The 15,374-nt window shown below is 70.2% G+C and carries 17 protein-coding genes; 8 read left to right on the forward strand and 9 right to left on the reverse strand.

Annotation, left to right across the window (positions count from 1 at the left end; all coding sequences use genetic code 11):
• The coding region (locus AB0B35_RS37975) for an ATP-binding cassette domain-containing protein (protein WP_361055524.1) at nucleotides 1–465 on the forward strand (465 nt) is incomplete at its 5' end.
• 99 nt (nucleotides 466–564) lie between these two features.
• On the opposite strand, the gene AB0B35_RS37980 is transcribed toward AB0B35_RS37975, so the two are convergent.
• Entirely contained in the window at nucleotides 565–774 is a 210-nt protein-coding gene (locus tag AB0B35_RS37980) for a BldC family transcriptional regulator (RefSeq protein WP_020522548.1), read from the reverse strand.
• A gap of 217 nt (nucleotides 775–991) precedes the next feature.
• Nucleotides 992–1,819 (reverse strand): hypothetical protein, encoded by an 828-nt coding sequence (locus tag AB0B35_RS37985; protein ID WP_361055527.1) that lies wholly within the window; start codon nucleotides 1,817–1,819, stop codon nucleotides 992–994.
• Between the two features lie 188 nt (nucleotides 1,820–2,007).
• Here AB0B35_RS37985 and AB0B35_RS37990 point away from each other — a divergent pair, with 188 nt between their 5' ends.
• The gene (locus AB0B35_RS37990) at nucleotides 2,008–3,069 is read left to right on the forward strand and encodes a Glu/Leu/Phe/Val dehydrogenase (RefSeq protein ID WP_360524102.1); all 1,062 of its coding nucleotides are present in this window, start codon (nucleotides 2,008–2,010) and stop codon (nucleotides 3,067–3,069) included.
• A gap of 318 nt (nucleotides 3,070–3,387) precedes the next feature.
• The gene (locus AB0B35_RS37995) at nucleotides 3,388–3,636 is read left to right on the forward strand and encodes a DUF3073 domain-containing protein (RefSeq protein WP_203697521.1); all 249 of its coding nucleotides are present in this window, start codon (nucleotides 3,388–3,390) and stop codon (nucleotides 3,634–3,636) included.
• Between the two features lie 20 nt (nucleotides 3,637–3,656).
• Here AB0B35_RS37995 and amcA read toward each other — a convergent pair whose 3' ends face one another.
• From amcA to AB0B35_RS38010, 3 genes are all read right to left on the reverse strand, one after another.
• Nucleotides 3,657–3,842, reverse strand: a complete 186-nt coding sequence (amcA, locus tag AB0B35_RS38000; RefSeq protein WP_361055530.1) for a multiple cyclophane-containing RiPP AmcA — start codon at nucleotides 3,840–3,842, stop codon at nucleotides 3,657–3,659.
• Nucleotides 3,826–4,914 carry a cyclophane-forming radical SAM peptide maturase AmcB gene (gene amcB / locus AB0B35_RS38005; protein ID WP_361055656.1) on the reverse strand — a complete coding sequence of 363 codons (1,089 nt, stop codon included), beginning with the start codon at nucleotides 4,912–4,914 and terminating at the stop codon, nucleotides 3,826–3,828. Before amcB ends, amcA begins: the two co-directional genes overlap by 17 nt.
• A gap of 159 nt (nucleotides 4,915–5,073) precedes the next feature.
• Complete coding sequence (locus AB0B35_RS38010; protein WP_361055533.1) at nucleotides 5,074–6,879, reverse strand: carboxypeptidase regulatory-like domain-containing protein; 1,806 nt, start codon at nucleotides 6,877–6,879, stop codon at nucleotides 5,074–5,076.
• A gap of 362 nt (nucleotides 6,880–7,241) precedes the next feature.
• Here AB0B35_RS38010 and AB0B35_RS38015 point away from each other — a divergent pair, with 362 nt between their 5' ends.
• From AB0B35_RS38015 to purM, 3 genes are all read left to right on the forward strand, one after another.
• Entirely contained in the window at nucleotides 7,242–7,598 is a 357-nt protein-coding gene (locus tag AB0B35_RS38015) for a sterol carrier family protein (RefSeq protein WP_361055536.1), read from the forward strand.
• 192 nt (nucleotides 7,599–7,790) lie between these two features.
• A complete protein-coding gene (purF, locus tag AB0B35_RS38020; RefSeq protein WP_360523016.1) occupies nucleotides 7,791–9,311 on the forward strand; it encodes an amidophosphoribosyltransferase in 1,521 nt (506 codons plus the stop codon).
• Nucleotides 9,312–9,376: 65 nt separating this feature from the next.
• On the forward strand, nucleotides 9,377–10,519 hold the full coding sequence (gene purM / locus AB0B35_RS38025) for a phosphoribosylformylglycinamidine cyclo-ligase (RefSeq protein WP_361055539.1): 1,143 nt from the start codon (nucleotides 9,377–9,379) through the stop codon (nucleotides 10,517–10,519).
• A 131-nt stretch (nucleotides 10,520–10,650) separates the two neighbouring features.
• Here the strand turns inward: purM and AB0B35_RS38030 are convergent, their stop codons facing one another.
• Together AB0B35_RS38030 and AB0B35_RS38035 are read right to left on the reverse strand one after the other, a co-directional pair.
• Entirely contained in the window at nucleotides 10,651–11,526 is an 876-nt protein-coding gene (locus AB0B35_RS38030; protein WP_361055542.1) for a transketolase, read from the reverse strand.
• A 2-nt stretch (nucleotides 11,527–11,528) separates the two neighbouring features.
• Nucleotides 11,529–12,206, reverse strand: a complete 678-nt coding sequence (locus tag AB0B35_RS38035; RefSeq protein WP_361055545.1) for a transketolase — start codon at nucleotides 12,204–12,206, stop codon at nucleotides 11,529–11,531.
• A gap of 50 nt (nucleotides 12,207–12,256) precedes the next feature.
• Between AB0B35_RS38035 and soxR the strand changes: the two genes are divergently transcribed.
• A complete protein-coding gene (soxR, locus tag AB0B35_RS38040; protein ID WP_361055548.1) occupies nucleotides 12,257–12,694 on the forward strand; it encodes a redox-sensitive transcriptional activator SoxR in 438 nt (145 codons plus the stop codon).
• 79 nt (nucleotides 12,695–12,773) lie between these two features.
• On the forward strand, nucleotides 12,774–13,430 hold the full coding sequence (locus tag AB0B35_RS38045; protein ID WP_361055551.1) for a transglycosylase domain-containing protein: 657 nt from the start codon (nucleotides 12,774–12,776) through the stop codon (nucleotides 13,428–13,430).
• Between the two features lie 41 nt (nucleotides 13,431–13,471).
• On the opposite strand, the gene AB0B35_RS38050 is transcribed toward AB0B35_RS38045, so the two are convergent.
• A complete protein-coding gene (locus AB0B35_RS38050) occupies nucleotides 13,472–14,668 on the reverse strand; it encodes a hypothetical protein (RefSeq protein ID WP_361055554.1) in 1,197 nt (398 codons plus the stop codon).
• The gene (locus tag AB0B35_RS38055) at nucleotides 14,661–15,179 is read right to left on the reverse strand and encodes a sigma-70 family RNA polymerase sigma factor (protein WP_361055557.1); all 519 of its coding nucleotides are present in this window, start codon (nucleotides 15,177–15,179) and stop codon (nucleotides 14,661–14,663) included. Before AB0B35_RS38055 ends, AB0B35_RS38050 begins: the two co-directional genes overlap by 8 nt.
• Nucleotides 15,180–15,374: the final 195 nt, after the last annotated feature.

A 15,374-nucleotide genomic window follows, 5' to 3' on the forward strand; every position in this document is an offset into this window, starting at 1 on the left:
GAGATCACCTCGGCGGCCGAGGCGCAGCTGGTCGCTTTGCGCCGGGACGTGATCGGGTTCGTGTTCCAGTCGTTCGGGCTCGTGCCGATCCTGTCGGCGGCGGAGAACGTGGGCGTGCCGCTGCGGCTGGCGAAGGTGCCGCCGGCCGAGCGGGACCAGCGGGTGTCGGTGCTGCTGGAGCTGGTCGGGGTGGGCGGGCACGCCAACCAGCGGCCCTACGAGCTGTCCGGTGGCCAGCAGCAGCGCGTGGCGGTGGCCCGCGCGCTGGCCAACGACCCGCAGCTGCTCATCGCCGACGAACCGACCGGCCAGCTCGACTCCGAGACCGGCCGCCAGATCATGGACCTGCTCCGCGCCCTGGTCCACGCCCGGGGCATGACCGCACTGGTCGCCACCCACGACGCGGCGCTCATGGAGATGGCCGACCGGGTCGTCACGCTCCGCGACGGAGCGCTCGTCCCCTGACCCGAAATGACCAAAGCTCCGTCCCGCTGCGGGGGCAGCGTGGCGGAGCTTTGGCCATGGGGGGTATGTAGGAGGACTTCAGCCCTCCGGTTGTGCGGCTCAGTCGCCCTGACGCTGGTGCGGGATCTGACCCTGGAGCAGAGCACGCACCTCCGACTCACGGTAGCGACGGTGGCCGCCCAGCGTGCGAATCGCGCTGAGCTTGCCCGCCTTGGCCCACCGGGTCACCGTCTTCGGGTCGACGCGGAACATCGATGCGACCTCTGCCGGGGTGAGCAGGGGTTCTGGTTCGTGCGTACGCGACGCCATGCGGTCTCCTCCACAAGTACCTATAGACGTAGGCCGGGGTCCCGCCGGCCAACGCGCTACCCATAGTCCGGCTAGTCCCCGATGTCCGACATGGGCCGAACGGGTGAAGGTCCGTGGATGGACGGATGATGAATGAACGACATGTCTGCTTTTAGCGGATGAAGACAGTAATTTCATAGCTTTCGATCACTGCAAGTGACCTGAAAACTACTCACCGTCAGTTACTGCGCTCCATCAACTGGACTGCCCGCCACCGTTGCACGAGCTGCTCATACGCCGCCGTGGCGGCGTCGCCGTCCTCGCGCTCCAGCCCGGCCAACCCCGTGGCGACCAGCTCGACCGAGTCGTCGTCACGCAGCGCGTCCTCGGACAGCAGCCCGGTCAGGCCGCCGTAGTCCAGCTCGACCACCGAGCCCGGGTGGAACGACTCGAGCCAGCGGGCGGTCTCCCGCAGCGAGTCGGTGATGGGCACGTCGCCCAGGGTCCGACGCAGCACCCGCAGCCCCTTGTGCGCCCGCTGCCGAGCCTTGCCGATCTCGGTCCGGTAGCGCAGCACCCGCCGGGACGGCTCCAGCACCAGGTCCCGTTCCGCGGGGGAGACCAGCACGAACCAGCGCAGCGGCACCCCCCAGGTGGCCACCTGCTCGTGCATGCGGTCCTCGGCGCGGGTCTGCTCGACCACGGTCTGCGCCAGGTCCACCAGCACCGGCGGCACGAACGCGTCGGCCAGCACCTGCGGCACCCCGTCGCGCGCCTGCAGCGCCGCCTCGGCCACCCGCACCCGCAGGTTCCACGGGCAGACCAAGGTCACGTCGGTCTGGCCGGTCAGCCCCTGCATGACGTACGCCTCATCGGGCAGGTCGGGCAGGCGCGACCAGCCCGCGCCGAGCGCCTCCAGCACGGTCGCCCGCTGCCGGCCGGGCCCGTCGGACAGCCCGACGGCGCGCCCCTCGTCCACGTAGCGGCGCCAGAAACGCTCACGTTCCGGCGCGAACGCGGTGAGCGGCTCGTAGACCCTCAGGTACGCGGCGAACTGTGACGGCACCTCGCGATCCTCCCACGATTAGGCTGTCAGCGGGAGCGTCGCTACCGCGGCGTGCCCCAACCCCTCGGCGGAAGGTGGGGAGTCGCTTGGCGAGCTGCTGGAGGGCAGCTCGACGGGACGAGCCACTTTCCGTCAGACCGAGCAGGATGGGCCTCACAAGGGCCATCGTCGTCACCTTGGAGCCAGCAGTGGGCGTATTCACCGACGGCAGTCACGAACAGGTCGTGTTCTGCCAGGACCGGGCCAGCGGCCTGAAAGCGATCATCGGCATCTACTCGACCGCGCTGGGGCCCGCCCTGGGCGGCACGCGCTTCTACCCGTACGCCTCGGAGGAGGAGGCCCTGCACGACGTGCTGGACCTGTCCCGGGGCATGGCGTACAAGAACGCCCTCGCCGGGCTCGACCTGGGCGGCGGCAAGGCGGTCATCTGGGGCGACCCGGATCAGATCAAGTCCGAGCAGCTACTGCGCGCGTACGGCCGCTTCGTGCAGTCCCTCGGCGGGCGCTACTACACCGCTTGCGACGTCGGCACCTACGTGCAGGACATGGACGTCGTGGCCCGCGAGACCAAGTACGTCACCGGCCGCAGCGTCGAGTACGGCGGCGCCGGCGACTCGTCGATCCTCACCGCCTGGGGCGTCTTCCAGGGCATGCGCGCCGCGGCCGAGCACCGCTGGGGCACCCCGTCGCTGAAGGGCAAGCGGGTCGGCGTGGCCGGCCTGGGCAAGGTCGGCAAGTACCTGGTCGCGCACCTGATCGAGGACGGCGCGGAGGTGGTGGCCACCGACGTGAGCCCGAAGGCGCTGGAGTGGGCCAAGGCGACCTACCCGCAGGTGGGCCTGGTCGCCGACGCGACCGCGCTGATCACCAGTGACATCGACGTCTACGCGCCCTGCGCCCTGGGCGGCGCGCTCAACGACGACACCGTGCCCGCGCTGCGGGCGCAGATCGTCGCCGGCGCGGCCAACAACCAGCTCGCCCACTCGGGCATCGAGAAGCTCCTGGTCGACCGCGGCATCCTGTACGCGCCCGACTACCTGGTCAACTCGGGCGGTGTGATCCAGGTCGCCGACGAGATCGACGGCTTCAATTTCGACCGGGCCAAGCTGCGCGCCACCAAGATCTACGACACCACCAAGCGGATCCTGGAACTGGCCGACACCGAGGGCATCTCGCCGGCGAGCGCCGCCGACCGCCTCGCCGAGCAGCGCATGGCCGAGGTCGGCCGCCTGCGCACCATCCGGATCTAGCGCCACGCCGAACCTAGATCATTCGAGTCGCCTGGTAATCGTGCGCATCCTGAGCAGTCTTTCGCCCGATTGCCAGGCGACTTTCGCGATCAAGAACGGGTCGCCGCGCTGGTGAGAGAGCTGGGCCGTTATTACTGGGGAGCGATATACTCCTTACCAGTAATAAAACGGACAGGTTCCGATGTGCCGCCAGACACCCGGTAACCCGAGATGCCGAAGTGGCCTCCTCCCATGTACCGTATGACCCACGAGAGATGTCTGACGTCATCGGGGCCCGCCTTCGGGTAGCCCCGTCATTCATGTGCGAGGGGGTCGGCCATGGGGCGCGGCCGAGCTAAGGCCAAGCAGACTAAGGTGGCCCGGGAGTTGAAGTACCACTCCCCGAACACCGACCTCGCCGCCTTGCAGCGCGAGCTTGCCGGTAGCGAGCTCAGCAGCGGCAGCGGCAGTGCTGTTGTCGAGGACCAGCGAGACGACGACGAGCCGGACCCGTACGACCCGTACGGGAACTATGCCGTCGACGACGATGACGACGACGACGGTAAGGACTGGACCCCCCGCCGCTGACTTCCTGAACGACCGCCGCCTCAGCGCGGCCGGTTGTTCCAGTTGAAGAAGGTCGGGATGTTCTCGAAGTGGTTCCAGGCGCAGACGGCGCTGCTGTCTGCGCCTGGCACTTCGGAACGGGCCAGCCTCGCCAGGCGGGCCTCCTCCAGCAGGGGAGCCAGCTCGCCGCGCGCGTCGCGGATCCGGTCATCAAGGGTGTCGGACATGGTCGAGCACTCCCTCCAGTAGGTTGATCTTGCTGTTGCGGCAGTGCTCGGTCTCCGTGCCGTCGAACCGCCCGTGCTCGAAGTACCTGTTGGCGGCGTGCCCGCCGCCGCAGAAGCCGAAGTACGCACAGGTGTCGCGGCATGCCTCCACCCCGGTGAGGAACTCCGGCACCCAGCTCGTGCGCCCTGGCTCGGCCAGCAGCGACGACAGCGGCGTGTGCAGCACGTTGCCGCTGCTGAAGTCGCCGTGCTCCGGGTCGTGGAAACCCGCCAGCTCCGGCGAGAGCAGCACCACCGCGCCGTCGTGGCCGACGGTCGGGATCGGGTCCAGCTCAGCCGGCAGCAGGTCGCCCGACGTGCCGTCCAGCACCGCGCCCAGGTAGCGCAGGCTCCACTCCAGCTCGCGGACGTGGATCCGCGGGTCGGCCCGCCACGCCGCGACCAGCTCGGCCCAGAACGCCCGCACCGACTCCGGATCATGGGAGTTCGGACGCTCGTTGACCCCCTCGCGTTCCTCGATGTTGATGCCGAGCGTGTCGCAGCCGAGCTCCAGGAAGTACTCGTAGAGCCGGGCCGCCACGCCCGGCCGCGGGTCGCCCACCACGCACAGCGCGGCGAAGGACTGGCCGTGCCGGCGCAGCGTCGCGATCCCCTGCGCGATCCGGTCGTACGCGGGCCGCGCCGCACGCGACACCCGGCCCGTGTTGAACTCCTCCGGCCCGTCCACGCTCACGCTCACCCGCACCCCGCGCGCGGCGAAGAACTCGCACCAGGCGTCGTCGAGCAGCGTCGCGTTGGTCTGCACGTGCTGCTCCACGGCCGGGCCGAACGGGGCCATCAGCGCCCCCAGATGGTCCCTGCCGGCCGCCAGGGGCTCACCCCCGTGCCACACCACCGAGAAGCGGTCGCGAGCCGCCCAGGCGTTCGCGTCGGTCGCCACGGCACGCGCCACCTCGATCGGCATCCGGCGGTCCTGGGCGCGCAGGGGCAGGTAGCAGTAGACGCAGTCCAGGTTGCACAGGGTCGTGGGCTGCATCACCACATATGCCGGCACGCGGGACACCCCGCGCATGCCGTTGACGGTGGCCACCCGACCATTCCAGCAAACCGCGCCGACTCCTGTCTCCCCTCTCCCACCTCGTGCACCCTGACACGCCGCGGAGAGGTCCCCGCACGCGCGGACGCCCCCCGGAGATTCCGGGGGGCGTCCGTCGTTCACGATGGCCGGTGCTCAGTCGTCGAGCCAGTCGAGCCGGCGGTTGTCCCGGTTGCTGCGGCGGTCGTCGTTGTAACCGCCGCCCGGGGCACCGTAGGGGTCCTGCTGGCCGTAACCGCCGCCCTGCTGGGCACCGTAGGGGTCCTGCTGCTGGCCGTAGCCCGGCTGCTGGGCACCGTACGGGTCCTGCTGGCCATAACCGCCGCCCTGCTGCTGGCCGTAACCGCCGCCCTGCTGGGCGCCGTACGGGTCCTGCTGGCCGTAGCCGCCCTGCTGCTGCTGCCCATAGGAGTCCTGCTGGCCGTAGCCCTGCTGCTGGCCGTAGCCGGCCTGCTGGTCGTAGGAGCTGCCGCCGGACGTCGGGCCCGCGTAGTGCGTGGGCTCGTCGTACTGGCCCTGGTAGCCGCCCTGCTGCTGCCCGTAGCCGCCCTGCTGGCCGTAACCCTGCTGCTGGCCGTAACCGCCCTGCTGGCCGTAGCCCTGGTCGTAGCTGGGCTGGCCGCCGCTGTAGCCGGACGTCGGGGTAGTCGAGCTGTAGGCGTCGTTGCCGCCGTAACCGGACGTCGGCGCGGGGCTGCCGTAACCGCTCGTCGGAGCCGGGTTGCCGTAGCCGGAGGTCGGAGCCGGGCTGCCGTAGCCGGAGGTCGGAGCCGGGCTGCCGTAACCGGAGGTCGGAGCCGGGCTGCCGTAACCGGAGGTCGGCGCGACCGGGGAGCCGCCGTAGGCACCGCCGGCCGGGGCGTCGTAGCCGCCGTACTGCTGGGTCGGCTGGGCGGGCGAGCCGTAGCCGCCGCCGTACTGCTGGGTCGGCTGGGCCGGGGCGCCGTAGGGCTGCTGCGGGCCGCGCTGGGCGGGCACGCCGCCGTACTCGCCGGGGCGGTGCATCACGGTCGCGTCGGCACCGCCGGGGCGGGCCACCATGGTCGGGTCGGCCGGGCGGCCGTACGCGCCGCCACCGCCACCGCCGCCGTAGACGCCGGCTCCGGCACCCGCGCGAGCGGGCTGGGCCGCGGGACGCACCGGGCGGCCGCGCACCGGCTCGTCGTCGTCGTCGTCATCGTCGTCGTCGTCGTCATCGTCGTCGTTGCCGCGCTTCATCACGAGCAGCACGATCGCGCCGATGCCCAGGGCGACGAGCAGGCCACCCAGGATGATCATGACCCAGGTCATCGTGCCGAGACCTGAGTCCTCCTCGTTGTTGGAGGCCGTATCGGTCTCGACGGTCTCGCCGCCCTCACCCGACTCCTCGGGGACGACGCTCTCCTCGGCGGTCGGCGTCAACTCCGCCGTCGGCGAGGCGGTGGCGTTCACGTCCACCATCGAGACGTTGATGTCGGTCTTCGACTGGCCGGGGCCCAGGTTCACCGAGACGGACTTCATCTTGTACGGGTCCTTCTGGACCGTGATGACGATGAGGCCGGGCTCGATCGGAACCGAAGCCGTGGGGGTGAAGGTGAAGGTGCCCGCGGAGCCCGTCGTCTTGGTCGGGAAGTTCCGGCCGCTGTCGTCGGACAGCGCGACGAGCGCCCCGCTGATCGGGTCACCGGTCTTCTGGTCACGGACGATGCCGGAGATCTTGCCGGTGGTCTCCGGCGCCTGCTGGGTGGAGCCCTTGATCGTGACGCTCAGCGTCTTCGACTGGTTACCCAGCACGACCGTGACAGCGTCACCCGCGACCGACGGCGCGTTGGACGACGCCTTCAGTTTCAGATTGCACGAACCCGACTTCGCGTTGCCCGAGCCACCTCCAGACTCGAAGGTGATGACGCAGTCGCCGTCCTTACTGAGCCCCGAGGGAAGACTGGCGAGAGTAACGCTCACCGGGCCACCCGCGGGATCCTCGGACTTTGCGTTGACCTGCACAACTTCGTCGCTGCCGGCGTCAATCGTGATAGAGCCAGGCGAGATCGAAAGTTCGCTGACACTGGGTGCCGCGTGCGCAGGAGCGGAGACTCCGACGAGTGTGCCGAGCGACACCATCGCTACCACTCCGACGCGTGCCAACCAGGACCGTCGCTGGGTAGTCACGGCCACCGCCTTCCAAGCTCCTCGATATCCCACAGCGATCGGGGTGTGGGGGGCGCTGCGGGAATACACCGACCGCAACTATGCCTTGCGAAGCAAGGATTGCGCGACCCAGGGCCGCCACAAAGTGAGCCGCAGTCATCTTGTATCGTCCGCTTATGTCCCCCTCGCCGGAAATCTCCCCCGCCGTCAGCACCGCCCTGGACTGCCTGGCCAACGGCCGGACTCCGGAACGTTTGACGCTCCGCGATGCGGTTAGGGCATTGTTGGCACATCTTGCGGCCACGGCGCCTGGCCGTTCGGTGGAGGTGCGGGTTCCTCCTTATGGCGCGATTCAGTGCGTCGAGGGGCCGAGGCACACGAGAGGAACGCCACCGAACCTCGTCGAGACCGATCCGGTCACTTTTCTTCAGCTCGCCGCCGGACGGGTGGATTGGGCCTCGGCGGTGGCGGATGGGCGGATTCGGGCGAGTGGCATTCGTTCCGACATCAGTGCTTTCTTCCCGATCGTGTAGCCATCCGGCCTGCGGTTCCGTTATTCAGTCACGTAGCACACAGCCCGGCCACCGGGGTGCCCACCCCGCCGGGTCACGTACACTGAGCTGCGGCGGCGATCCCCGCCGGACGCCGACACACACCACCGATGCCGGCTCACCGAGCAGGGCATCCAGCCAGCTACTGAAGCGACAAGCGCAAGGAGCAACAGGGTGCCCCGAGGCGACGGCCGGTTGAGCCACGAACTCGACCCCCACCGGCCAGGCCCGCAAGACGCATGTGGCGTCTTCGGTGTCTGGGCCCCTGGTGAAGAGGTTGCCAAACTCACCTACTTCGGCCTGTACGCGCTGCAGCACCGCGGCCAGGAGGCCGCCGGCATCGCGGTCAGCGACGGTTCCGGTGTGGTGGTCTACAAGGACGTCGGCCTGGTCGCCCAGGTCTTCGACGAGCCGACCCTGGCCAGCCTGCGCGGGCACCTCGCGATCGGGCACGCGCGCTACTCGACCACCGGCGACTCGACCTGGGAGAACTCCCAGCCCACGCTGCAGTCGACCAGCTCGGGCACCACGATCGCGCTGGCGCACAACGGCAACCTGGTGAACACCGCCGACCTGGCCCGCCGCGCCGCCGACCTCGGCATGGACAGCCGCGGTTCCACCAACGACACCAGCCTGGTGACGATGCTGCTGGCCGGCCACCCCGACCTGTCGGTCGAGGCCGCCGCGATGGAGGTGCTGCCGACCGTCGAGGGCGCGTTCAGTTTTGTCTTCATGGACGAGAACACCCTCTACGCGGCGCGCGACCACCACGGCGTGCGGCCGCTGGTGCTGGGCCGCCTGGAGCGCGGCTGGGTCGTCGCGAGCGAGCAGGCGGCGCTGGACATCGTCGGCGCGTCCGTGGTCCGCGAGGTCGAGCCCGGCGAACTGATCGCCATCGACGAGTACGGGCTGCGCTCCTCGCGCTTCGCCGCCCCGGACCCCAAGGGCTGCCTGTTCGAGTACGTCTACCTGGCCCGCCCGGACGCGACCATCAACGGCCGCAACATGTACTCGACCCGGGTGGAGATCGGCCGCAAGCTGGCCGCCGAGCACCCGGTAGACGCCGACCTGGTCATCCCCGTGCCCGAGTCGGGCACCCCGGGCGCGATCGGCTACGCCGAGGCCTCCGGCATCCCCTACGGCCAGGGCCTGATGAAGAACGCCTACGTCGGGCGCACCTTCATCCAGCCCTCCCAGACCATCCGCGCGCTGGGCGTACGCCTCAAACTCAACCCGTTGCGCGACAACGTGCGGGGCAAGCGCCTCGTCGTGGTCGACGACTCCATCGTGCGCGGCACCACGCAGCGCGCCATCGTGCGCATGCTGCGCGAGGCCGGCGCGCTGGAGGTGCACGTGCGCATCTCCTCTCCGCCGGTGAAGTGGCCGTGTTTCTACGGCATCGACTTCGCCACCGGCGCCGAACTGCTGGCGAACGGCATGGACATGGAGGGCATCCGCCGCTCCATCGGTGCCGACTCGCTCGGCTACGTGTCGCTCGAAGGGCTCATCGCTGCGTCCGAGCAGCCGAAGAACCGCCTGTGCCGGGCCTGCTTCGACGGCGAATACCCGATCAAGCTGCCGGCCAGCAACCTGATCGGCAAGCACGTGCTCGAAGGGGTCGGCCGCCGGGTCGAGTCCGACGAGCTCAGCGGCGACCAGGCCGCAGCCCCGTCCACGGAGCTGAGCCGGTCTTAGTACCACTCGTCACGGCACCACCGACCCTTCCCTGAACGGTGCCGCGCACAAAGAGGAGAAATACCGTGACCCACGTGACCGAGCGCCCCGTGTCCGGGCAACCGGAGAACGGGAACCGTCAGCTGTGGACGGCGGAGGGCAGCACCAACCGCCGCCGCACCGTGACCTACGCCGACGCGGGCGTGTCCATCCACGCCGGTGACAAGGCCGTGGAGATGCTGAAGGACAAGGTCGCGCGTACGCACCGGCCCGAGGTCCTGGGCGGGCTCGGTGGTTTCTCCGGCCTGTTCAAGCTCGACACCGCCAAGTACAAGAGCCCGGTGCTGGCCTCGTCGACCGACGGCGTGGGCACCAAGCTGGCCATCGCGCAGCAGATGAACATCCACGACACGGTCGGCATCGACCTGGTCGCGATGGTCGTCGACGACCTCGTCGCGTGCGGCGCGGAGCCGCTGTTCCTGCTCGACTACATCGCCTGCGGCGAGGTCGTGCCGGACCGGATCGCCGAGATCGGCGCGGGCATCGCCGACGGCTGCCGGTACGCCGGCTGCGCGCTGCTGGGCGGCGAGACCGCCGAGCACCCCGGCCTGATGCGCCCGGACGAGTACGACCTCTCGGCCAACGGTGTCGGTGTCGTCGAGGAGGACATGATCCTCGGCGCCGAGCGGGTGCAGCCCGGTGACGTGGTCATCGCGATGCGCTCCTCCGGCCTGCACTCCAACGGCTACTCCCTGGTCCGCCACGTGCTGCTCGGCCAGGCCCGCCTCAAGCTCGACTCGGTCATCGAGGACCTGGGCGACCAGCGCACCCTCGGCGAGGAGCTGCTGACCCCGACCAAGATCTACGCCAAGGACTGCCTCAGCCTCATCGCCGAGTGCGACGTCCGCGCCTTCGCCCACGTCACCGGCGGCGGCATCCCCGGCAACCTGGTCCGCGTCCTCCCCAAGCACCTGGACGCGACGGTCAACCGCTCCACCTGGGCCCCCCAGCCCATCTTCGACCTGATCCAGCGCAAGGGCCGCATCGACCAGCACGACCTGGAGTCGACCTTCAACATGGGCGTCGGCATGTTCGCCGTCGTCTCCGCCGCCGACGCCGACCGCGCCATGGCCCTGCTCACCGGCCGCGGCGTCGAATGCTGGCACGTCGGCGACATCATCGAGGGCACCGGCCAGGTCCACATGCTCGGCTCCCACACCCGCGGCTAAACCCCGCTCCTCTCACCACCGCACCACCAAGATCGCGACGATCTTGCGCAAGCTGCGGGGACGACACGCCCGAACAGGCCATCTCCCCGACAGTTCCCGCAAGATCGTCGCGATCTTGCTTTGGGGCGGGGTCAGGGGAGCCAGGTGGTCAGGGTGGTGCGCAGGGTTGAGGGGTCGAGGCCGTGGTGGCGGGCGTGGTCGGCGGGGGTGCCGTAGCCATGGAGGTCGCGGCGGGTCACGCCGAGGCTGAGGAGGCGGTGGGGGCGGTCGGCGAGGGCCGCGGAGACCGCGTGAGCCGAGGTGCCGGCCAGGTAGGGCTCGATCAGGGCGACGTTTCCGGAATGGGCCAGGGCGCGTAGGCCGGTGGTGTCGAAGGGGCGGGGGGTGTGGGTGTACGCCACGGTGACGTCCAAGCCCCGGGTCGCTTCGAGGACGGGGGCGAGCATCGGGCCGACCGCCACGACCAGGGCCTTCGTGCCGTGGCGCACGGGGCGCAGGAGGGACGCGTCGGCGTACGCGATGTCGTTGGTCTGGGTCGACAGCCTCAGGTAGACGGGGTCGTCGTGCAGCGTCGCCGCGGTGAGCAGGGGTGGGACCTCGCCGGGGTGGCCGGGGACGTGCACGGTCCAGCCGGGCAGGGTGTCGATGAGCTGCACGTCCATCGGTGACATGTGGGTGTATCCGGCGGAGGAGCCGTCGTAGGACGCGCCGACGCTTACCAGGATCGCGCCCGTGCCCTGGTGGGCCAGGTCGAGTTTGATCTGCTCGTAGGCGCGGTCGACCAGGAAGGTCGCGTAGCTGTGGGCGATGGGGCGCAGCCCGGTCAGGGCCAGGCCGCCCGCGACTCCGATCATGAGTTGTTCGCGGATGCCGACGTTGAGGATCCGGTCGGGGTGCTTGAGTTTCGCCTCCTCGAAGGCCGAGACCGAGATGTCGGCCAGCACCAGGGCGGTGCGGGGGTCCTCCTCGATCAGCGCGGTGGCGGTGTCGATGAACGCCTGCCTCATGATCAACTCCCCTTCGTCTCGACGACCGCCACGACCACGTGCGGCGCGCCTTCCCTGGCCTGGCCCAACCCGGCCTCGACGGCGTCGTGGTCGCGCCCGTCGACGGTGACCGCCGTCCACCCGTGCACCGCGAACCGGGACGCGATGCCGCCCGGCCAGCCATGGGAGGCGCTCCGGTTGTCGATCACGATGGCGGTGACCGTGTCGAGGCCGGTGGCGCCGGCGTACGCGATCGCCTCGTGGTTGCTGCCCTCGTCGAGTTCCGCGTCGCCGAGCAGGACGTACACCCTCGGTTCCAGCCGGCCCTGGGCTCGCAGGCCCAGCGCGGTGCCCACGCCCAGGCCGAGGCCGTGCCCGAGCGAGCCGGAGCTGATCTCCACGCCGGGCACGCGCAGCCGGTCCGGGTGGTGGCCGAGCGGGCTGTCCGCACCCGCCAGATCGTCGAGCCAGTCGTCCGGGAAGAAGCCCTTCGCGGCGAGCACCGCATAGTAGGCGGCCGGTCCGTGCCCCTTGGAGAGCAGGAACCGGTCCCGGTCGGCGTCGTCGAGCCGGTGCGGGTCCACCCGCAGCACCCGGTCGTAGAGCACCCAGAGCACGTCCAGGGTCGAGAACGCGCTCGGCGCGTGCTTCTCGTCCCCGGTCAACCGCCGCAGCAGCGGCTCGACATCCAGCACCGTCATGGGAGTAGCCTGCAAGTTCAAGTGCACTTGAACTCAAGTACGGGGGATCCGTGAAACCGGTGACGCTCACCATCGGCGAGCTGTCGGCCCGCAGCGGGGTGGCCCCGTCGGCGCTGCGCTTCTACGAGGAACGCGGGCTGATCCACTCCACCCGCACCAGCGGCAACCAGCGCCGGTACGAGCGCAGCGAGCTGCGCCGCGTCTCGTTCATCCGGATCGCGCAGCAGGTCGGGGTGTCCCTGGAACGGATCGGCGACGCGCTGAAAGAACTGCCGGAGGGTCGTACGCCCACCAAGGCCGACTGGACGCGGCTGTCCGCACGCTGGCGCTCCGAACTCGACGACCGGATCGCGCTGATGGAACGGCTGCGCGACACGCTCGACGGGTGCATCGGCTGCGGCTGCCTGTCCCTGCAGTCCTGCCGGCTCTACAACCCGGGCGACGAACTCGCCGCCCAGGGCTCCGGCCCGCGCAAACTGCTGGGCTGAGCCGCCGGGCGGCCCGCCGCGCGCCGCCAGGAGTCGCTTCAGGACTGCGAAGGATCATCGATCCGTTTACCGTGACGGAATGACCCTTGTCGAACTCCCGAAGTCTGCGGCAGGCGCCATGCCACCGTCGTCACAGCGCGGCCTGCACCGGCTGATGATGGGAGCGGTGGCGTTACTGCTCATCCTGGGCGTCACCTTCGGGCTGACCGAGTACTACCACGCCAGCGTGCCCATCCCGCGGGAGAAACCGGGCTCCACTCAGGTGCGGGCAGAGAACCTGCGGCCAGGCGTCGCCAATGCGATCGTGGCGGCCGTGGACCCGGATTTCCACCAGCAGTCCGATGAGATCATGTGGCCGTCGACCTACCTCACCAAGCGGTACGCGGTGGTCGCGATGGAAACCTCGTGGGATGACCTGGACAGCTGGCGGGTGCGGGTCGGCGCGCACAAGCTGGAGGGCTGGTACACGAAGGCCCAGCTCCTCGACTTCTACCTCAACACCGCGCACTACGGCCAGGGCGCGATCGGGCTCGTCGACGCCTCGATGCTGTACTTCGGCAAGCATCCGCGCGACCTCACCGTCGCCGAGGCGGCACTGCTCGGGGTGCACCTCGACCCGGACCCGGGCGACGTGGCGGCCGCCTGGAACCGGGTGCTCGACACCATGGTCGAACACGGCTGGCTGAACGCCGGCGAGCGCACCGGCCTGCTGCTCCCGAAGACGATCGCACGCTGAGGCGGCGGCTGCGGCCCCGTGACCGCAGCCGCCGCCCCCGGTCAGAGCGTGGCCGCCAGGCGGATGAGCTCCTGGTCACCGACCCGGACGTAGATCCAGCTGTCCCCCAGGTCGCGCCGCAACTCGCTGATCGTCATCCCGGCCGGAACCGTCAGGTGGAACGTGAGGAACGCGTGGTCGTGGCCCCGGTCGGTCTGGCATCGCACCCACTGCTGCGTACCCTCGGCGCAGGCCTGGCCCGCGACCCGTGGCGCGCTCGCCGCCTCGCCCACGATCGTGACTCCTGGCGCGTTCGCCACCGACAGCAGCACCGTCACCGGGGCCAGTGCCTGTGCCACGCGCTCGACCCTCACCTTCACCTCGACCTGGGTGCCGCCGCCAGGGGCGGGGCTGAGGTCCGGGGAGGACAGCACCACGTTGAGCGGCACCACGTCCGTGTCCGCCGTGAACGAGGGCGAGCCGCCCGACTGTGCGAAAGCCGAGCCGTTCCAGCGGTACGAGCGCCACTGGTACAGCCCGATCGGCCCGCCCGACAGGTCGCTGTAGGTCGTCTCCAGGTTGCCCACCTCGACCTGGATCTCGCCCGACGAGTCTCCGGCCAGCTTCGTGACCCGCTCGACCGTCATCGGAGTCTGCTGCGGTGGCAGCGCGAGCGGCGTCTCGACCTGCACGACCACCCCGAGCGTGGTGAACCCGTCGCCGTCGCGCCGGAAGGCGACCACCTGACCCAGCGGGATCTCGCCGGGACGGCAGTAGATCAGCGCGACCTGTTCCGGCGTGCCGTCGGCGTCGAGGTCCGTCTCCACCGCGCTGTCGATCCAGACGTCCGGGCCCGCCTTGCCGTCCCGGAAGGCGGTCGGCCCGGCTGGGCAGTCCTTGGGGAGCACCTTCCGTGCGGGCAGGTCCAGCACCGCCCCGGCCAGCCCGTACAGCGACCCGCCGGTGGCGACCGGAACGGGGCTGTTCGTGGGGCTCGGGCTCGCCGCCGGCGACGCGCTGGTGCTCCCGCCGGGGTTCGGCTGCGTCGGCCCGGGCCCGCCCAGTGTGGTGATCGCGAAGCCGCCCGCCAGCACTGCGACCAGCGCGCTCGCGGCGACGCCGACGGAGCGGACCCGCTTGCGGTGCCGGACCGTCGCGTACGCCGCCGCGGTGCCCGTCGGCCGGATCAGCGGATCGGTGTCCGCGCGGTACGTGTCCACCGCGGACCACAGGACGTCGTCGTGCTCGTACTCAGACATGGTCGTGCTCCTTCCGGGCCTCGGTGAGCTGGGCGGCGAGCGCGGTCCGGCCACGGTGCAGCCAGGACTTGACGGTGCCCTCGGCGACGTCCTCCTGCTCGGCGATCTCCGCGATGGTGAGCTGGGCGAGGTAGAACAGCACGCACGCACGCCGCTGCACGTCGGGCAGCGCGGCCAGGGCACGGGTGAGCGCCACCCGGTCCGGCCCCGGGGCGGGCACGTGCTCCTCGCGCTGGCGGCGCAGGAAGTTCAGCGCGGTACGGCGGCGTCGCCACCCGCTGGTGGCCAGGTTCCAGGCGACCCGGCGCACCCAGGCGGGCGGGTCGGCGTACCGCGCGATGGTGTCCCACCGCGCCAGTGCCCGCACGAACGCCTCCTGCACCATGTCCTGCGCCTCGCTCAAGTTCCCGAGGTACGCATTGAGCTGCAGGGTGAGGCTGTGGAAATGCGCGGCGTAACACTCCTCGAAGTCGGCACGGCGGTCCGGTCCGTCGTCGCGATAAGGGGCCATCGCTCCCCGTTCTCCCCTCCGTGGCGGGCCCCGTCGGCCCGTCGCGACATCACGCCGCATCTGCCCTGAAGGTTGCGAAGATCTTTCCAAGCCGGGCCGTCGACCCACCATGATCGTTCGACTTGCCTGGCACCTGGGCAAATGCCCGTTCAAGATACGCACGACTGCCAGGCAAGTCGAGCGATCATGAGGCGC

Source organism: Catellatospora sp. NPDC049133 (genome assembly GCF_040648455.1).
Lineage (GTDB): Bacteria > Actinomycetota > Actinomycetes > Mycobacteriales > Micromonosporaceae > Catellatospora > Catellatospora aurea.

Bases quoted from the DNA above. Each gene is read 5' to 3' on its own strand.
- AB0B35_RS37980 (WP_020522548.1), bottom strand. From the start codon at position 774: ATGGCGTCGCGTACGCACGAACCAGAACCCCTGCTCACCCCGGCAGAG.
- AB0B35_RS37995 (WP_203697521.1), top strand. From the start codon at position 3,388: ATGGGGCGCGGCCGAGCTAAGGCCAAGCAGACTAAGGTGGCCCGGGAG.
- amcA (WP_361055530.1), bottom strand. From the start codon at position 3,842: ATGTCCGACACCCTTGATGACCGGATCCGCGACGCGCGCGGCGAGCTG.
- amcB (WP_361055656.1), bottom strand. From the start codon at position 4,914: ATGCGCGGGGTGTCCCGCGTGCCGGCATATGTGGTGATGCAGCCCACG.
- AB0B35_RS38015 (WP_361055536.1), top strand. From the start codon at position 7,242: ATGTCCCCCTCGCCGGAAATCTCCCCCGCCGTCAGCACCGCCCTGGAC.
- AB0B35_RS38030 (WP_361055542.1), bottom strand. From the start codon at position 11,526: ATGAGGCAGGCGTTCATCGACACCGCCACCGCGCTGATCGAGGAGGAC.
- AB0B35_RS38035 (WP_361055545.1), bottom strand. From the start codon at position 12,206: ATGACGGTGCTGGATGTCGAGCCGCTGCTGCGGCGGTTGACCGGGGAC.
- AB0B35_RS38045 (WP_361055551.1), top strand. From the start codon at position 12,774: ATGACCCTTGTCGAACTCCCGAAGTCTGCGGCAGGCGCCATGCCACCG.
- AB0B35_RS38050 (WP_361055554.1), bottom strand. From the start codon at position 14,668: ATGTCTGAGTACGAGCACGACGACGTCCTGTGGTCCGCGGTGGACACG.
- AB0B35_RS38055 (WP_361055557.1), bottom strand. From the start codon at position 15,179: ATGGCCCCTTATCGCGACGACGGACCGGACCGCCGTGCCGACTTCGAG.